The sequence below is a fragment of the Mesorhizobium sp. P2_A12 genome (assembly GCF_056405075.1).
Window position 1 is genome coordinate 314,515 of sequence record NZ_JBFUCU010000003.1, and the last position, 14,777, is coordinate 329,291.

The 14,777-nt window shown below is 63.3% G+C and carries 13 protein-coding genes; 11 read left to right on the forward strand and 2 right to left on the reverse strand.

From position 1 onward, the window contains the following. Nucleotides 1–39 precede the first annotated feature (39 nt). The 4 genes from AC1DZU_RS09115 (at nt 40) to AC1DZU_RS09130 (ending at nt 4,020) form a co-directional block, all read left to right on the forward strand. Entirely contained in the window at nt 40–975 is a 936-nt protein-coding gene (locus tag AC1DZU_RS09115) for a substrate-binding domain-containing protein (RefSeq protein WP_095091864.1), read from the forward strand. A gap of 114 nt (nt 976–1,089) precedes the next feature. Next, the gene (locus AC1DZU_RS09120; protein ID WP_477283807.1) at nt 1,090–2,076 is read left to right on the forward strand and encodes an ABC transporter permease; all 987 of its coding nucleotides are present in this window, start codon (nt 1,090–1,092) and stop codon (nt 2,074–2,076) included. Between the two features lie 3 nt (nt 2,077–2,079). Then, nucleotides 2,080–2,871, forward strand: a complete 792-nt coding sequence (locus AC1DZU_RS09125; protein ID WP_477283809.1) for an ATP-binding cassette domain-containing protein — start codon at nt 2,080–2,082, stop codon at nt 2,869–2,871. A 126-nt stretch (nt 2,872–2,997) separates the two neighbouring features. After that, the gene (locus tag AC1DZU_RS09130; RefSeq protein WP_477283811.1) at nt 2,998–4,020 is read left to right on the forward strand and encodes a LacI family DNA-binding transcriptional regulator; all 1,023 of its coding nucleotides are present in this window, start codon (nt 2,998–3,000) and stop codon (nt 4,018–4,020) included. 329 nt (nt 4,021–4,349) lie between these two features. Here the strand turns inward: AC1DZU_RS09130 and AC1DZU_RS09135 are convergent, their stop codons facing one another. Then, nucleotides 4,350–4,940, reverse strand: coding sequence for a TetR/AcrR family transcriptional regulator (locus AC1DZU_RS09135; protein ID WP_477283813.1), 591 nt, complete (start codon nt 4,938–4,940; stop codon nt 4,350–4,352). 260 nt (nt 4,941–5,200) lie between these two features. Between AC1DZU_RS09135 and AC1DZU_RS09140 the strand changes: the two genes are divergently transcribed. The 3 genes from AC1DZU_RS09140 to AC1DZU_RS09150 are packed head-to-tail and all read left to right on the forward strand — an operon-like array spanning nt 5,201 to nt 9,795. Continuing rightward, on the forward strand, nt 5,201–5,455 hold the full coding sequence (locus tag AC1DZU_RS09140; protein WP_477225972.1) for a hypothetical protein: 255 nt from the start codon (nt 5,201–5,203) through the stop codon (nt 5,453–5,455). Beyond that, the gene (locus AC1DZU_RS09145) at nt 5,449–8,628 is read left to right on the forward strand and encodes an efflux RND transporter permease subunit (protein ID WP_477283816.1); all 3,180 of its coding nucleotides are present in this window, start codon (nt 5,449–5,451) and stop codon (nt 8,626–8,628) included. The genes AC1DZU_RS09140 and AC1DZU_RS09145 overlap by 7 nt, the downstream gene beginning before the upstream one ends. A 15-nt stretch (nt 8,629–8,643) precedes the next feature. Continuing rightward, nucleotides 8,644–9,795, forward strand: coding sequence for an efflux RND transporter periplasmic adaptor subunit (locus tag AC1DZU_RS09150; protein ID WP_477283818.1), 1,152 nt, complete (start codon nt 8,644–8,646; stop codon nt 9,793–9,795). A gap of 21 nt (nt 9,796–9,816) precedes the next feature. Here the strand turns inward: AC1DZU_RS09150 and AC1DZU_RS09155 are convergent, their stop codons facing one another. After that, nucleotides 9,817–10,749: a LysR substrate-binding domain-containing protein gene (locus AC1DZU_RS09155; RefSeq protein WP_477283820.1), complete on the reverse strand. Its 933-nt coding sequence runs from the start codon at nt 10,747–10,749 to the stop codon at nt 9,817–9,819. A gap of 99 nt (nt 10,750–10,848) precedes the next feature. Between AC1DZU_RS09155 and AC1DZU_RS09160 the strand changes: the two genes are divergently transcribed. The 4 genes from AC1DZU_RS09160 to AC1DZU_RS09175 all read left to right on the forward strand — a co-directional run bounded on the left by AC1DZU_RS09160 (nt 10,849) and on the right by AC1DZU_RS09175 (nt 14,772). After that, nucleotides 10,849–11,643, forward strand: coding sequence for a HalD/BesD family halogenase (locus AC1DZU_RS09160; RefSeq protein WP_477283822.1), 795 nt, complete (start codon nt 10,849–10,851; stop codon nt 11,641–11,643). A gap of 108 nt (nt 11,644–11,751) precedes the next feature. Then, the gene (locus AC1DZU_RS09165; protein ID WP_477283824.1) at nt 11,752–12,444 is read left to right on the forward strand and encodes a GntR family transcriptional regulator; all 693 of its coding nucleotides are present in this window, start codon (nt 11,752–11,754) and stop codon (nt 12,442–12,444) included. A gap of 35 nt (nt 12,445–12,479) precedes the next feature. Then, the gene (locus AC1DZU_RS09170; protein ID WP_477283826.1) at nt 12,480–13,586 is read left to right on the forward strand and encodes a mandelate racemase/muconate lactonizing enzyme family protein; all 1,107 of its coding nucleotides are present in this window, start codon (nt 12,480–12,482) and stop codon (nt 13,584–13,586) included. Between the two features lies 1 nt (nt 13,587). Then, on the forward strand, nt 13,588–14,772 hold the full coding sequence (locus AC1DZU_RS09175; protein WP_477283828.1) for a mandelate racemase/muconate lactonizing enzyme family protein: 1,185 nt from the start codon (nt 13,588–13,590) through the stop codon (nt 14,770–14,772). The last annotated feature ends 5 nt before the right edge of the window (nt 14,773–14,777 follow it).

Below are 14,777 nucleotides of genomic sequence, written 5' to 3' on the forward strand. Positions count from 1 at the left end.
CGAATTCGGAACTGACCATCTACAACGGGAGGAAATCAAATGCTGACACGGCTAAGACTCGTTCTCTATGGCCTGTTGGTGGCGCTGACGATTGTTCCGGCAGCGGCACAGGCCAAGACCTTCTACTGGATTTCGCATGGCGGCCCGGCCGATCCGGTTTGGACCTACTTCCTGGCTGGCGCCAAGCAATGGGCCAAGGACACCGGCAACACCGTCAACACCTCGTTCCACAATGGCGACGTGGCCTCGCAGCAGGAAGCGGTTCGCGCCGCCCTCTCCGCCAAGGCCGATGGCATCGTCACCACCAGCCCCGATCCGGGCAGCCTCGTCGAGATCGTCAAGGAAGCCCGCGCGGCAAACATCCCGATCATCAACTTCAACACGCCCGATCCCAAGGCCAATTTCAACGCCTATGTCGGCGGTGACAACGTCACTTTCGGCAAGCACTGGGCGCAGTATCTGGTCGACAAGGGCCTGGTGAAGAAAGGCGACTTCGTCTGGATGCCGGTCGAGGTCCCCGGCGCCACCTATGGCGTCCAGGAAGAGGAAGGCATCAAGAGCGTCTTCGGTCCTCTCGGCATCACCTACGAGATCACCGAAGCGACGCTCGACCAGGCCGAGGTGATCAACCGCATGGTCGACTACCTCACCGCCAACAAGGCCAAGGTCAAGGCGATCATCGGCCTCGGCGATCTGGTCACTGGCTCGATCAAGCGGGTCTTCGACCAGGTCGGCATCAAGCCGGGTGAAATTCCGGTCGTCGGCTGGGGCAACTCGCTCGACACCACCCAGGAAGTGCTGAACGGCTACGTCAATGCCGGCCAGTGGCAGGACCCGCAGGCGACCAGCTATGTCGCCCTCTCCCTGGCCAACATGGCCGCTGCCGGGATTCCTCCGGGCTTCAACGTGATCACCGGCGCGCTCTATGAAAAGGATACCGCCGCGGTCTACGACAAGATCCTTTCCGGCAAATAAGATCCCAAACTCAAACAGTCGCGACTGCCCCGGCGGTCGCGACTGACTTCTCCATTTTCGCCGAGCCCTTCGCTGTGCAAGGCTCAGCCTTTCCAATCCTATCGCGGGTTGTTCGTGGAAAATCGTTCACTCATCCAACACCTGATCGCGCGGCCCGAATTCGGCCCTTTGGTGCTGCTCGTCATCGAGATCGCCGTTTTCTGGAGCATCAACCACGACTTCCTGTCACCGCAGAACATTTCGAACACGCTGGCCTTCACGGTCGAACTTGGCCTGATCGCGCTGGCGATGACGCTGTTGATGACATCAGGCGAGTTCGACCTTTCGGTCGGTTCGCTGTTCGGCTTCTCGCCGGTGCTGATGTGGACGCTGTTCAACAGCGGCCTCACGTCGCTGGAGATTGGCTTTGTCGCAGCCCTGCTGGTCGCCGCCTTCATCGGGCTGGTCAATGGCTGTTTCGTCACACAGCTCAAGATCCCGTCCTTCCTGGTGACGCTCGGCATGCTGCTGGTTGTGCGCGGCACCGCCCTTTTCGTCACCGACGGGTTTCCGCAGCGCACCTGGAGCGCGGAAGGCAGCTGGCTGGCGGAGGCGCTGGTCGGCGACTTCTTCATCGGGCCGTTCCGCATCTACATGTCGCTGTTCTGGTTCATCGCCGCGGCCATTGCGCTGGGCTATGTCCTGACGCAAAGCCGCACCGGCAACTGGATCCAGGCTGCCGGCGGCAATCCCAATGCGGCGCGCGCCCGCGGCGTCAATGTCAGCGGCGTCAAGATCGGCCTGTTCGTCCTGTCATCGCTGATGGCCTCGCTTGCCGGCGTCATCTCTTCGCTGCGCACGTCGGCCGCCAATCCAAACAGCGGCACCGGCTATGAGCTCGAAGTCATCGCCATGGTGGTGATCGGCGGCACGGCGCTGACCGGCGGGCGCGGCACGATCATCGGCACCGTGCTCGGCATCCTGATCCTGCGCGTCATGCGCAACGGCATCGTGCTGATCGGCGTGCCGGGCCTTGCCTACAACATCTTCATCGGGGCTATCATCCTTGGCATGATGGCGCTTCATTCATGGCTGGAACGCCGGCATCAGGCAGGGACTTGAACCATGGCCGAGCCACTGATCCGCATGCAGAACATTCGCAAATCCTACGGCCGGGTGCAGGCACTCGAGGACGCCAGTTTCCACGTCAATGAACGGGAGATCGTCGGCCTGCTCGGCGACAATGGCGCCGGCAAGTCGACGCTGATCAAGGTGCTCTCAGGTGCCGTTCCGCTGACCAGCGGCGACATCTTCATCCGCGGCAAGAAGGTGAGCTTGCGCAACACCAGCGACGCCATCGCCCACGGCATCGAGACGATCTACCAGGACTCTGCGCTGGTCACGCAATTGTCGATCGCCCGCAATTTGTTCCTCGGGCGCGAGCCGATCAAGCCGCCGCGCTTCCTCAACCGGATGGACCAGGAGGCCATGAACACGGTCGCCCGCGACCTGCTCAAACAGGTCGGCATCTCGAAGAACATCCCGCCGACGACACCGATCGGCTCGCTCTCCGGCGGCGAGCGCCAGGCGGTGGCGATCGCGCGCGCCATGCATTTCGACAGCGACCTCATTATTCTCGACGAGCCGACCAACAATCTCGGCGTCGCCGAAACACAGGGCGTGCTGAGCTTCGTGCGCAACGCCCGCGATTCCGGCCATTCCTGCATCTTCATCGCCCACAACATCCACCATGTCTTCCAGGTGGTCGACCGCATCGTCGTCATGCGCCGAGGCAAGGTGGTCGCCGACGACATCGACCCGAAGAAGACCAGCGTAGCGGAAGTCGAGCGGATCATCACCGGCATGTCGGACAAGGAAATCCGCGATGCCATCGCCGATGGCAAGCCATCGCACTGAGGACGGGCGGAAGCCGTCTTGTCGAGGCCGCCGAATGACGGTCCGGCTGATGGGCGGCAATCAGCCGTCACCTCAAATCGCATCGCTGGTCTGGCGCGGCATCGCATCGGGACATAGGGTCACGGCATGAAAGCCACCGTCTCGGATATCGCCCGCAATTGCGGGCTGTCGACCGCAACGGTCGACAGGGTGCTCAACAACCGGCCAGGTGCGAGTGCCGCCAACCGGCAGCGCGTCATGGAGGCCGCCAAGCAGCTCGGCTATCTGCCGGTCGCCGATCAAGTGACGCTGCCATCGCGGCCCGCGCATCTCGAATTCCTGCTGCCGATCGGCAGCAATGCCTTCATGCGCGATCTCGCCGGACATATCGAGGACTACGCCGCGCGGCTGCCGCTTGTCGCCTCGTGCCGGATCCACAACCTCGCCGGCATCTCGCCGAACGCGCTGCAGATCGCCGTCGAAAACCTCTCGCTGCGGGCCAATGGCGTCGGTGTCATCGCCGTCGATCATCCGCGCACACGCAACATCCTGCGCGACATCGTCGACGCCGGCATGCGGCTGGTCACGCTGGTGTCCGATGTTCCGGCCGCACCGCGATCGGCCTATGTCGGCATCGACAACCGGGTGGCGGGACGAACGGCGGCGCTGTTGATGGGACGCTTCCTTGGCGGCCGCACCGGTCATCTAGCGATGGTCGTCGGCTCGCGCTCCTATCGCGGCCATGAAGAGCGCGAAATGGGTTTCCGCTCGGTGCTCAACGAGGAGTTTCCCAACCTGACCGTCAGCAGCGCGGTCGAGATCAACGACGAGCCCGACGTCAGCTATGCCGAGACCATGAAGGCGCTGCACAACGAGCCCGAACTGCTCGGCATCTATTGCGTCGGAGCCGGACATACGGGCGTTGCAAAGGCGATCCGGGAATTAAGGCCGAACCGCAAGCCGGTGTTCATCTGTCACGACCTTACCAAGGACACGCGGGGCTATCTCGTCGACGACCTGCTCGATGTCGTCATCGACCAGAATGCCAGGCTGATCGCCGAGCGGTCGGTCATTCGCCTGCTCGGCTCGATAGCATCCTCGGCGCCCTATCTGACGCGGAAGTTCATCGAGCCGCGCTTGATCTTCAGGGAAAACGTTCCGGTGCAGTGAAGCCTGCCTGAGCTTTTCCGGTCACACTCGACAACTTTCGCGGGTGATACAGCGAATCTGCACAGCTGCTATGCACGATCCACGATTGCCGAATCATTGGGCAACCCCTAATTTGCGGTTGTCGGCCATCTACTCCTCCCAGATGCGATGCCGACGCTGAGTGGGGTGCACCTCCTCCCGCGCCACACTCGAAATCGAGCCCGCTGCCACCTCCTCCCGGCAGCGGGCTTTTTTCGTTCCAGTCAGTGGCGATTGCAATGGCGTTCACGCGCATCATTCATTCTCGGCCACGAGATCGAACAGGGAGCGTAGCTGCCGCCGGGAAGAATTCAGCCGGCTGCAGTGCCGCGGAAGGAGACGATCAGCCCTTCCGCCATGCGCACGAACTGCGCGCTGGGGCCTTCGGTACCGACACTTTGAACGCTGACACGGGCGCCTTCAAGCAGAAGCGACAGCGTATCGGCAAGCAACTCGGCCTGGCCGATGCCGGCATCCCGGCACAGCGTGACAAGGCGATCGCGCTGGGCTTCCTTGAGTTCCTTGATGACGCGCCGGGCCGGATGATCCGCGTCGGTCAACTCGATGGCGGCGTTGGCCATATCGCAGCCGCGACCGTCAGCCGTCAGGCAATCGGCGGCCATGTGAACCCAGGCATGCAATTGCGCCAGCTTGTCGCCGGGATGCTGTACCTCGAATTTCTCCCACATCGCACCAGCCTTGCAGGCGGTGGCGCGCAGGCATTGGATGATGAGATCGTCCTTGGAATCGAAATGACGATAGAGCGTCATCTTGTTGGTTCCGGCGGCCTCAGTGATGGCGTCGATGCCGACGCCCTTGATGCCATGCTTGTGAAACATGTCCTGCGCCGTCTCCAGGATCCTGTCCCGGGGGCGAACGCGTTCCACAGTGCCGTCGTCCATCAAAACCTCCTTGGTTTCCCAAAAATCCCTCGGTACGCCTCTTGACTAGGGTGTTACCGGTCTGTAACGTCACGAATGTTACTTACTGGTAACACCTATGTCGCCCTCCGTCAATCACAAGACCGTGAACTGGTCCTGCCAGATCGAGAGGGACCTCAGCGAGATGGGCGAACAATTGCAGTTCATGCGGCCTCGGCCGGTGAAGAGATGAAAACGGTTCGTGAGCATGGGCTGCGAACCGACAGACAAGGAGCCGGCCAATGCCACAGCGCCGCGATCTTACCATAGATGAAGCCGTCCGGGATCCGATGATCCGGCTGGTTATGAAAGCAGATGGCGTCGACCCGCGCGCCTTCGAAAGGATGCTGCGCTCGCTCGCCGATGCGCAGCACAGCGAGATGCCGTTGCTGCGTTCGCTGGGAGAGCCCGGTGACGGGCGCGGCCAAAGGCTGTCCAAGGTTGCCAGCGCGTTCGGCAAGGCAAGAGCGGCCGGGGAGGCGTGTGTTTCGTGGTAAACTTTTTCATCCATCGTCCGATCTTCGCCTCGGCGATCGCCATCATCATGGTGCTCGCCGGGACGATTTGTTATTTCCTGCTGCCCGTCTCGCAGTTTCCCGACATCACACCGCCTCAGGTCGTGGTCAGCGCCCATTATCCGGGCGCCAGCGCGCAGGTGGTGGCGGACACAGTGACGACGCCGCTGGAGCAGCAGATCAACGGCGTGCAAGGCATGACCTACATGTCGTCGACGAGCTCCAATGACGGCTCCTCGACCATCACCATCACCTTCGATGTCGGCTATTCGCTCAGCACCGCCGCCGTCGACGTCCAGAACCGCGTCTCGCAAGCCGCCTCGTCGCTGCCGGCGATCGTCAATCAGGGCGGCGTGACGATCAAGAAACAGAATCCGAACTTCGTCCTCATCGTCAACCTGACCTCACCCGACAGTTCGGTCGATCCAGTGGCGCTGAGCAACCTTGCCTATCTGCAGGTGGTCGATCCGCTGAAGCGGCTGCCCGGTGTGGGCGACGTGCAGATCTTCGGCGAGCGGCGCTATTCGATGCGCGTCTGGCTCGATCCGGACAAGCTCGCCAATCTCGGCATCACCGCTGTCGACGTCCAGAACGCGATTGCCGAGCAGAACGTCCAGGTGGCGGCCGGCAAGATCGGCCAGTCGCCGGCCCCGGCCGGCACCGCCTTCGAGATGCAGGTCAACGCCGTCGGCCGCTTGAGCGATCCCAAGGAGTTCGGCGACATCGTCGTGCGCGCCAACACCGACACCGGGTCGCTGGTGCGGCTGCGCGACGTCGCCCGCATCGAGCTTGGCGCGTTGCAATATTCATCGTCGGCCTTCTTCGGCAAGGATCCGACCGTGGTGCTCGCCGTCTACCAGATGCCCGGCTCCAACGCGCTCGATCTGCAGCAGCGCGTCAAGGACAAGATGCAGGAACTGTCGGCCCGTTTCCCGAAGGGCGTCTCCTATGCGATGCACTATGACACGACCCGCTTCGTCTCGGCGTCGATGCATGACGTGCTGATCACTCTCGGTGAAGCGCTGGTCCTTGTCGTCGCCGTGGTGTTCATCTTCCTGCAGAGCTGGCGCACGACGATCATCCCGACCATCGCCATTCCGGTGTCGCTGGTGGCGACGCTCGTCGTCATGGAGATGCTCGGCTTCTCGCTCAACATGCTGAGCCTGCTCGGCATGGTGCTGGCGATCGGCCTGGTGGTCGACGATGCCATCGTGGTGGTCGAGAACGTCGAACGACAGTTGGAGGCCGGGCTCAAGCCACTGGCGGCGACCAAGGCCGCGATGGCCGAGGTCACCGGTCCGATCATCGCCACCACCGCCGTGCTGATGGCGGTGTTCGTGCCGGTCGCCTTCATTCCCGGCGTCTCTGGCAAGCTCTACAACCAGTTTGCGCTGACGGTGGCGATCTCGGTCGGCATCTCCGCCTTCAATTCGCTGACGCTGAGCCCCGCGCTCAGTGCCGCTTTCCTGCGGCATCGCGAGCCAACGCAGTTCGTGCTGTTCCGCTGGTTCAACACAGGCTTCGACCGGCTGTCGCATGCTTATGCCCACGGCGTGCGCATCCTCATCCGCTTGCGCTGGATCATGCTTGGCCTGTTTGCAGCCGGACTTGTCGCCACCTACTTCGTCTGGCAGCGCCTGCCCTCGACCTTCCTTCCGGTTGAGGACCAGGGCTACTTCTTCGTCGTCATCCAGCTGCCCGACGGCGCTTCACTAGAGCGCACCGACGCGGTGGCGCAAAAGGCGCGCGACATCTTGCAGGCGACGCCCGGCGTCGACATCGTCGGTTCGATCAGCGGCCTGAACTTCCTGACCAGTGCGGCGCAGTCGAACTCGGCGGTCGAATTCGCCATCCTGAAGCCCTGGGAGGAACGCAGTCCCGACCAGAGCGCGTCGAAGCTCGTCGCCGATGTGCGCGGCAAGCTGCTGCAGATTCCGGAAGCCTTCGCGTTGAGCTTCGATCCACCCTCGATCCCCGGTATCGGGACCACGGGCGGCTTCGAATTCGTCGTCGAGGATCTCACCGGCCGCGGCAGTTCAGCCCTCAACGACGCGACGCAAGCCGTGATCGCCGAGGCGCGCAAGCAGCCCGAGATCAATCCGCAGCAGCTGTTCTCGCCGTTCTCGACCTCGACGCCGCAGTTCAACTACGACCTCGACCGCAGCAAGGCGAAACTGCTCGGCCTCAACCTGCCGGACGTCTTCAACACGCTGCAGATCTATCTCGGCTCGCTCTACGTCAATGACTTCAACCTGTTCGGCCGCACCTTCCGGGTGACCATCCAGGCCGACAAGGATGCACGTGCGGGCGCTGCCGACATTTCCAGGCTCTATGTGCGCAATGCCTCCGGCGGCATGGTGCCGTTGAGCACACTGGGCAAGCTCGTGCCGTTCGTCGGCCCGGAAACCGTGCCTCACTACAACAACAACGCCTCGGCCTCGATCAATGGCGGTGCCGCACCGGGCTTCTCCTCGGGCCAGGCGGTTGCTGCTATGGAACGGGCCGCCGCCACGGCACTGCCCAGGGATTTCGGTTTCGAATGGACCGGCATCACCTTCCAGGAACTCAAGGCAGGATCGATCGCGTCCGTCGTCTTCGGCCTCGCCATCGTCTTCGTCTTCCTGATCCTGGCGGCGCAGTATGAGAGCTGGGCGATGCCGTTCATGGTGCTGCTGGCGGTGCCGCTCGCTCTGTTCGGCGCGTTCGCGGTGCTGTGGGCACGTGGCATGCAGATCGACGTCTACTCGCAGATCGGCTTCGTCATGCTGATCGGCCTGGCGGCCAAGAACGCCATCCTGATCGTCGAATTCGCCAGGAGACGACGCGAGGAAGGCCTCAGCATCGTCGACGCGGCAATGGAGGCGGCACGGCTGCGGCTGCGGCCGATCCTGATGACGGCTTTCGCCTTCATCCTCGGCGTGCTGCCGCTGATGTTCGCGACCGGCGCCGGTGCCGCAAGCCGTCAGTCGATCGGCACCACCGTCTTTGGCGGCATGGTGGCGGCCACCATCCTGTCGCTGGTGTTCGTACCGGTCTTCTACGCGGTCATCGAACAGCTGCGCGAACGCGGCAGCAATGACGAGCCCGCCGCTGACGAACACACTGAACCAACTGCCGAAACCGCCTTCCCTCCCCTGGCGGAAGCGGCCGAATAAGATTGGAGACTAATCATGCGTAAATGGAAAATCGCGTTGGGAACGGCTGTCGCGCTGGGAGCGATCTCGGTGGCAAGCGTTCATCTGCTCGACATGGGCAACGTCAGCCTCAATGCCGGCACCGCTGGTGCGGCGCCCGCCCCGGCGGCGTTCGTCATGCCGGTGCCGGTGGTCAGCGTCGTCAAGAAGACGATCCCGATCTACCTCGACTACGCCGCGCGGACGGAGCCGATCCGCAACATCACCTTGCAGGCCAGGATTCCGGGCTATCTGCAGGAGCAGGCCGCTGCCGACGGCGTCGACGTCCGCCAAGGCGATCTTCTCTACAAGATCTCGCCTGATGACTTCCAGGCGGCTCTCGACCAGGCGAAGGCGCAGGTGCAGCGCGACACCGCAACGCTCGACTATGCCCAGTCCAATCTCGGGCGCGGCACCGAGCTTGCGAAGAGCGGTTATCTCGCCAAGGACGGGTTCGACCAGCGCACCAGCACCTTGCGCGAAGCACAGGCGTCGCTGGCGCTCAACCAGGCGGCGGTCCGCACGGCCGAGCTCAATCTGAGCTATGCCGAAATCCGCGCGCCGTTTGCCGGACGCCTGGGTCGCAACCAGGCCTCGGTCGGAACGCTGGTCAGCGTTGCCGGCACCGTGCTCAACACGTTGGTGCAGCTCGATCCGATCTACGTCACCTTCAATCCGAGCGAGACGGACCTGGCTGAGATCGAGCAGGCTCGCGCGGCCGGTCCGATCGAGGTCGAGGTCCTGCTTCCGGGCGAGACCGAGGCCAGCCAGAAGGGCGAACTCACCTTCATCGACAATACGGTGGACCGTTCGACCGGCACCATCACGGCGCGGGCAACGATCGGCAACGGCAAGTTCACGCTGCTACCGGGCCAATATGTTCGCGTCCGGCTGCATGTGAAGCAGCAGGCCGATGCGCTGATGGTGCCGCAGACGGCGCTGGGCTCGAGCCAGCTCGGCAAATATCTCTACGTCGTCGGCAAGGGCAACACGGTCGACCAGCGGCTGGTTTCGCTTGGCCCGACCAGCGGCAGCCAGGTGGCGATCCTGACCGGCGTTGCCGAAGGCGATCAGGTGATAACAGGCAATCTGCAGAAGATCGGACCCGGAATGCCGATTTCTCCGCTGCCGGAAAAGCCGGCCACCTGAACACCCCCGTCAGGTCCGGCCTCAGCGCGGCGCCCCGACCTTCCCATAGGTCGCGGGCGCCGCTTTCGTGAGCAGATCCACCAGGCCCGCGACATCGGCACGATCAGCCTTGGCCGGCGGCATGAACGCGCAGTAGGGATGCCCGAGGCGGACCGAGACGGGTGACAGCGCGATCAAGCGGCCTGCCTCCAGATCGGCGCGCGCCATGACCTGCTGACCAAGGGCAATGCCGAGACCCAGCCTCGCCGAGGTGATTGCCAGGCTGGACAGGCCGACGCGCCGCCCATGCGACGGATCGGGCGAGCGACTGCCGCCGGATGCCGCGAACCAATCGGCCCAGGTCGGGTGCGAGGCATAGTTCGGCCCCCAATTGGTGTGGATGAACAGGCTTTCATGAAGGTCCGCCAGACCCGGATCGCCATTGCCGTGCCTGTGCCAGAATTCGGGCGCGCAGACCGGCAAGACATCATCGTGGACAAGCCGGACGAGCTTCAATCCGGGATAGTGATAGTCGCCATAGCTGATGCGCAGGTCGATGTTCTGGCGCATCAGGTCGACCGGATCGTCCTCGACCCGGACATCGATCGCCATCTGCGGGAAGGCATCGAGAAGGACGGCGAGCTTCGGCGCCAGCCACAGTTCGGCCAGCGAAAACGGCACGCTGACGACAAGGCGAGTCCGCAAGCCGCCTTCCAGCATCCGCCGGCCGATCGCCGCGATGTCGCCCAGCGCCCGCGCCGTCTGCGGATAGATGGCGTGGCCGGCGTCGGTCAGCGCGATGCGGTTGCCGCTGCGCACGAACAGTTGCTTGCCGAACCAGGTTTCGAGATTGCGTATCTGCTGGCTCACCGCCGCCGACGACACGCCAAGCTCGGTCGCAGCCAAAGTGAAACTGCCGGCGCGCGCCGCGACCTCGAAGGCCTTGATCGCATTCAGCGGAGGCAGACGTTCCACATCGATCTTCCCAAAGTTTTTCTTGGCCAATCCTAATTATTTTCCGAGTTGAGAGAAAGATTTTTTTGCCGTCTCATAAGGCTCAGAACCTCGGAGCCCATGACCATGAAAGACATCCTCGATCTCGACCGCTATCCGCTCGACCGCGAAGGCAGCGCCGAATGGCAGCGCCTCGTCGAACAATCTGTCGCCGCACTCGAAGCCGACGGCATGTTCAACCTCGAGGGGTTTGTGCGGCCCGGCATCGCTGAAAAGGCCGTGCGGGAAATCCAGCCGGTCATGGCTGCCCGGTCGCATTCGCACAAGCGGATGCACAACATCTACTTCAAGCCCGACATTCCCGAGCTTGCGCCTGACCATCCGGCATTGCGCAAGGTCGAGACCATCAGCCACACCGTCTGTGCGGACCAGATCCCCGGCAGCGTCGTGCTCGCCATCTACGAATATGAACCGCTGCTGCGCTTCCTGGCGGCGGCGATGGGCAAGTCCAAGCTGCATGTCATGCAGGATCCGCTGGCGCGCACCAACGTGATGGCCTATCGCGCCGGCGAGGCGCTCAACTGGCATTTCGATCGTTCGGAATTCACCACAACCCTACTGCTGCAGCAGTCGCAACGGGGCGGCGACCTCGAATACCGGACGGACCTGCGGTCGGACGACAATCCGAACTATGACGGCGTCGCCAGACTGCTCGAAGGGCGCGACCCCGAAGCCAAGATCCTGCGCATGAAGCCCGGCACGCTCAACGTCTTTCGCGGCAAGAACACCGCACATCGCGTCACCACCGTCGAAGGCGAACGCGAGCGTATGATCGCGGTGTTCTCCTACTACGAGAAGCCAGGTGTGGTGTTCAGCGCCGAGGAAAGGGTCGGCTTCTACGGCCGCGCGGCCTGAGGCCGAAGAGGCAGATATGCCCGCGGTGCACAAGAATCCGAAATTGGCCTCTTGTTAGATTGTCGACAATCTGATTGTCTTGCTCTCGGTTTCCTTGGGAGCGGCCGAATGGCTAAAGTGGATTTCAGTCCGATCGCGGATACGACGCGGCGCGCCGAGATCGTCGCGCTGCTGCGGCGCGCGATCCTGACCGGCCAGTTGGAACCAGGCCAGAAACTCAACGAGCTCCGGATCTCCGAACAGATGCGGGTCAGCCGCGCGCCACTGCGCGAGGCGATGCGTGAGCTGGTGCAGGAGGGCATCCTGACCAGCATTCCCTATGCCGGCACTTTCGTCGTCGACGTGACCGCCAAGGATATCGACGATGCCTATTCGCTCAACAAGGTGCTCGACGAATTCGCCATCGAGCGCACCTGGCCGCTGCGCGACCAGCGCTTCTTCGATGAGCTTGACCAGCGCCACGAGGCGGTGAAACAGGCGACCCGCAACCGCGACACCACCCGCCAGATCGAAACGGCGCTGCAACTGCATGGCCTGATCTACGAATGGGCCGACAATTCGGTGCTGCTGGAAACCTGGCAGCGGCTGACCAGCCGGCTGCAGATGTATTTCGCCCTGCACCAGCAGGCCCGCAACGAAGCAGTGCCGGCTGAAGACGTTCACGAGACCTATGTGTCACTGCTCAAAGGTGCCGACATGCGCGCTGCCCAGCGCCATGCCCGCGAGCATATCGACCTCGATTTCGAGGAGCTTCTTTCCTACGCGCGCGATCTCGAACAGCGCCCGTCGAAAGGCGCCTGACCCGTTCCTCACCACCGCAGACAATGGACAGACACGTGCAGATCGAAACCATCAAGGCCTACCATGTCGTGCAGCCCTTCGTGGATGGGCCCTACCGCATGTCGAAAGGACGCGTTGCCGACGCCTTCGACGCGGTGATCGTCGCCATCACCTCGGATAGCGGGATCACCGGCTGGGGCGAGATGGCGCCGCTCGGCAATTTCTACTCGCCCGCCTTCGCGGCCGGCGTCCGTGCCGGCGTGGTCGAGATCGCGCCGCATCTCATCGGCCACGATCCGCGTGGGCTGGCCGGCATCGGCCGGCTGATGGATACGGTGTTCAAGGGTCATCCCTACATCAAGTCGGCACTCGACATGGCCTGCTGGGACCTGGCCGCGCGCGCCGCCGACGTGCCGCTGGTGACGCTGCTCGGCGGCCGGGAGAGCGAGACGGCGGAGCTCTACAAGGTCGTCACCCACGGCAGCATCGAGGCCATGGCGGCGCTGGCCAAGCGCATCGTCAAGGACGGCTTCCATCGGCTGCAGGTCAAGGTCGGTGGCAATGTCCATGACGACATCGAGCGTGTGACGGCGGTCGCCGCTTCGGTGCCGAAAGGCACGGTGATCTTCTGCGACGCCAATGCCGGCTGGACGCCCTACCAGGCGCGCCAGTTCGCCGATGCGACGCGGGCCATCGACTACACCTTCGAGCAGCCCTGCACGACGATCGACGAATGCATGTCGGTGCGCCGTTCGCTCGACAAGCCGATGGTGCTCGACGAATCCGTCGCCTCGCTCGACGACATGCTCGACATTCATCGCAAGGGTGCCGCCGACGGGCTGACTTTGAAGATCTCGCGGCTTGGCGGCGTGACGAAGACGCGGCAGGTCCGCGATCTCGCCGTTGACCTCGGCTTCATGATCACCGTCGAGGACACTGGCGGCGCCGAGATCGACACCGCGGCGATGGCGCATCTGTCGCTGTCGACACCTGAAGAACGCCGCCTGCACGCGATCGCCTTCCACGAATGGGTGACGGTGCGCACGGCGTCGAACAAGCCGCCGGTCACCGGCAGCCGCATGGGCATTCCGGATGGACCGGGCCTCGGCATCGACGTGGTTCCCGACCTGCTTGGCGCGCCGTTCTTCGAAATCGGTGGCTGAGATGAAAATCCGCGGCATCAAGGCCACACCGATCAACCTTCGCCTCGAGGCGCCCTACTCCTGGGTGTTCGGCGAACTCGATGGGTTCTCGCCGACCATCGTCGAGGTCGAGACCGAGGATGGGCTGATCGGCCTCGGCGAGGCGCCGACGCCGGCGGCCGCCGCGATCATCAATGATGTCCTGGCGCCGCGCCTCGTCGGCCGCGATGCCTTCGACATCGCCGGCGCCGAGAATGTCTGCCTGCCCTACTGGACCGGCGTGCAGTCGATCAACGACCGCACCCGCATTATGGCCTTCGGCGCCATCGAGATGGCGTTCTGGGACCTGCGCGGCAAGGCGTGGAACCAGCCGCTCTACCAGTTGCTCGGCGGCGCCGTGCGCAAGGACATCCCGTTCACCGACTATTTTTCGCTGCGCGGCGACGGACCAAAGGTCAAGGGCGAGACGACGCCGGAAGAAGTCGCCGATTACTGCGTCGAGCTGCACGAGACCCATGGGACAACCTTCTTCGAAGGCAAGTTCTCGACGCAGGATCCAAAAGTCTCGCTGAAAATGGTCCAGCTGATCCGCGAAAGACTTGGTGACGATGCAATGATCCGCATCGATTCCAACCAGGCCTATTCGCTGGCGACGGCGCGTCGGCTGGCACGACCGCTGGAGGAGCTGGGCGTGCGCAATTGGGAGGATCCGGTGGCGACCATCGAGGAGATGCGCGAACTGCGGCGCCACTGTTCGATCCCGTTCTCGACCCACAACATCGACATTGCGCGCGCCATGGACATGAAAGTGCCGGACGCTTTCGTCGGCAACCCGACGACGCATGGCGGCATCGGACGCATGCTGCGCTTCGTCGGCGCCTGCGAACATGCCGGCATCGATTTCTGGTGCTACAGCGGCGACAGCGGCATAGGCAGCGCGGCCTATTTGCATTTGTGCGCGGCGCTCGGATGGATCAGGGAGCCCAACCAGTCGCTGTTTCGCATGCTGCCGATGGATGTCACCGAGGAAGGGCCGTTTTCGCCGAAGAACAACGTCGTGCGCGTCCCGGAAGGCCGCGGTCTCGGCGTCACGTTGTCACGGGAAAACCTCGCTGCCTGTCACAGAGACTTTATCGAGAACGGACCGTGCAACAAGTATCATGACCCGGCAAAGCCCGGAACCTATCGCCGTTTGCCGCTGAACTAAATGAC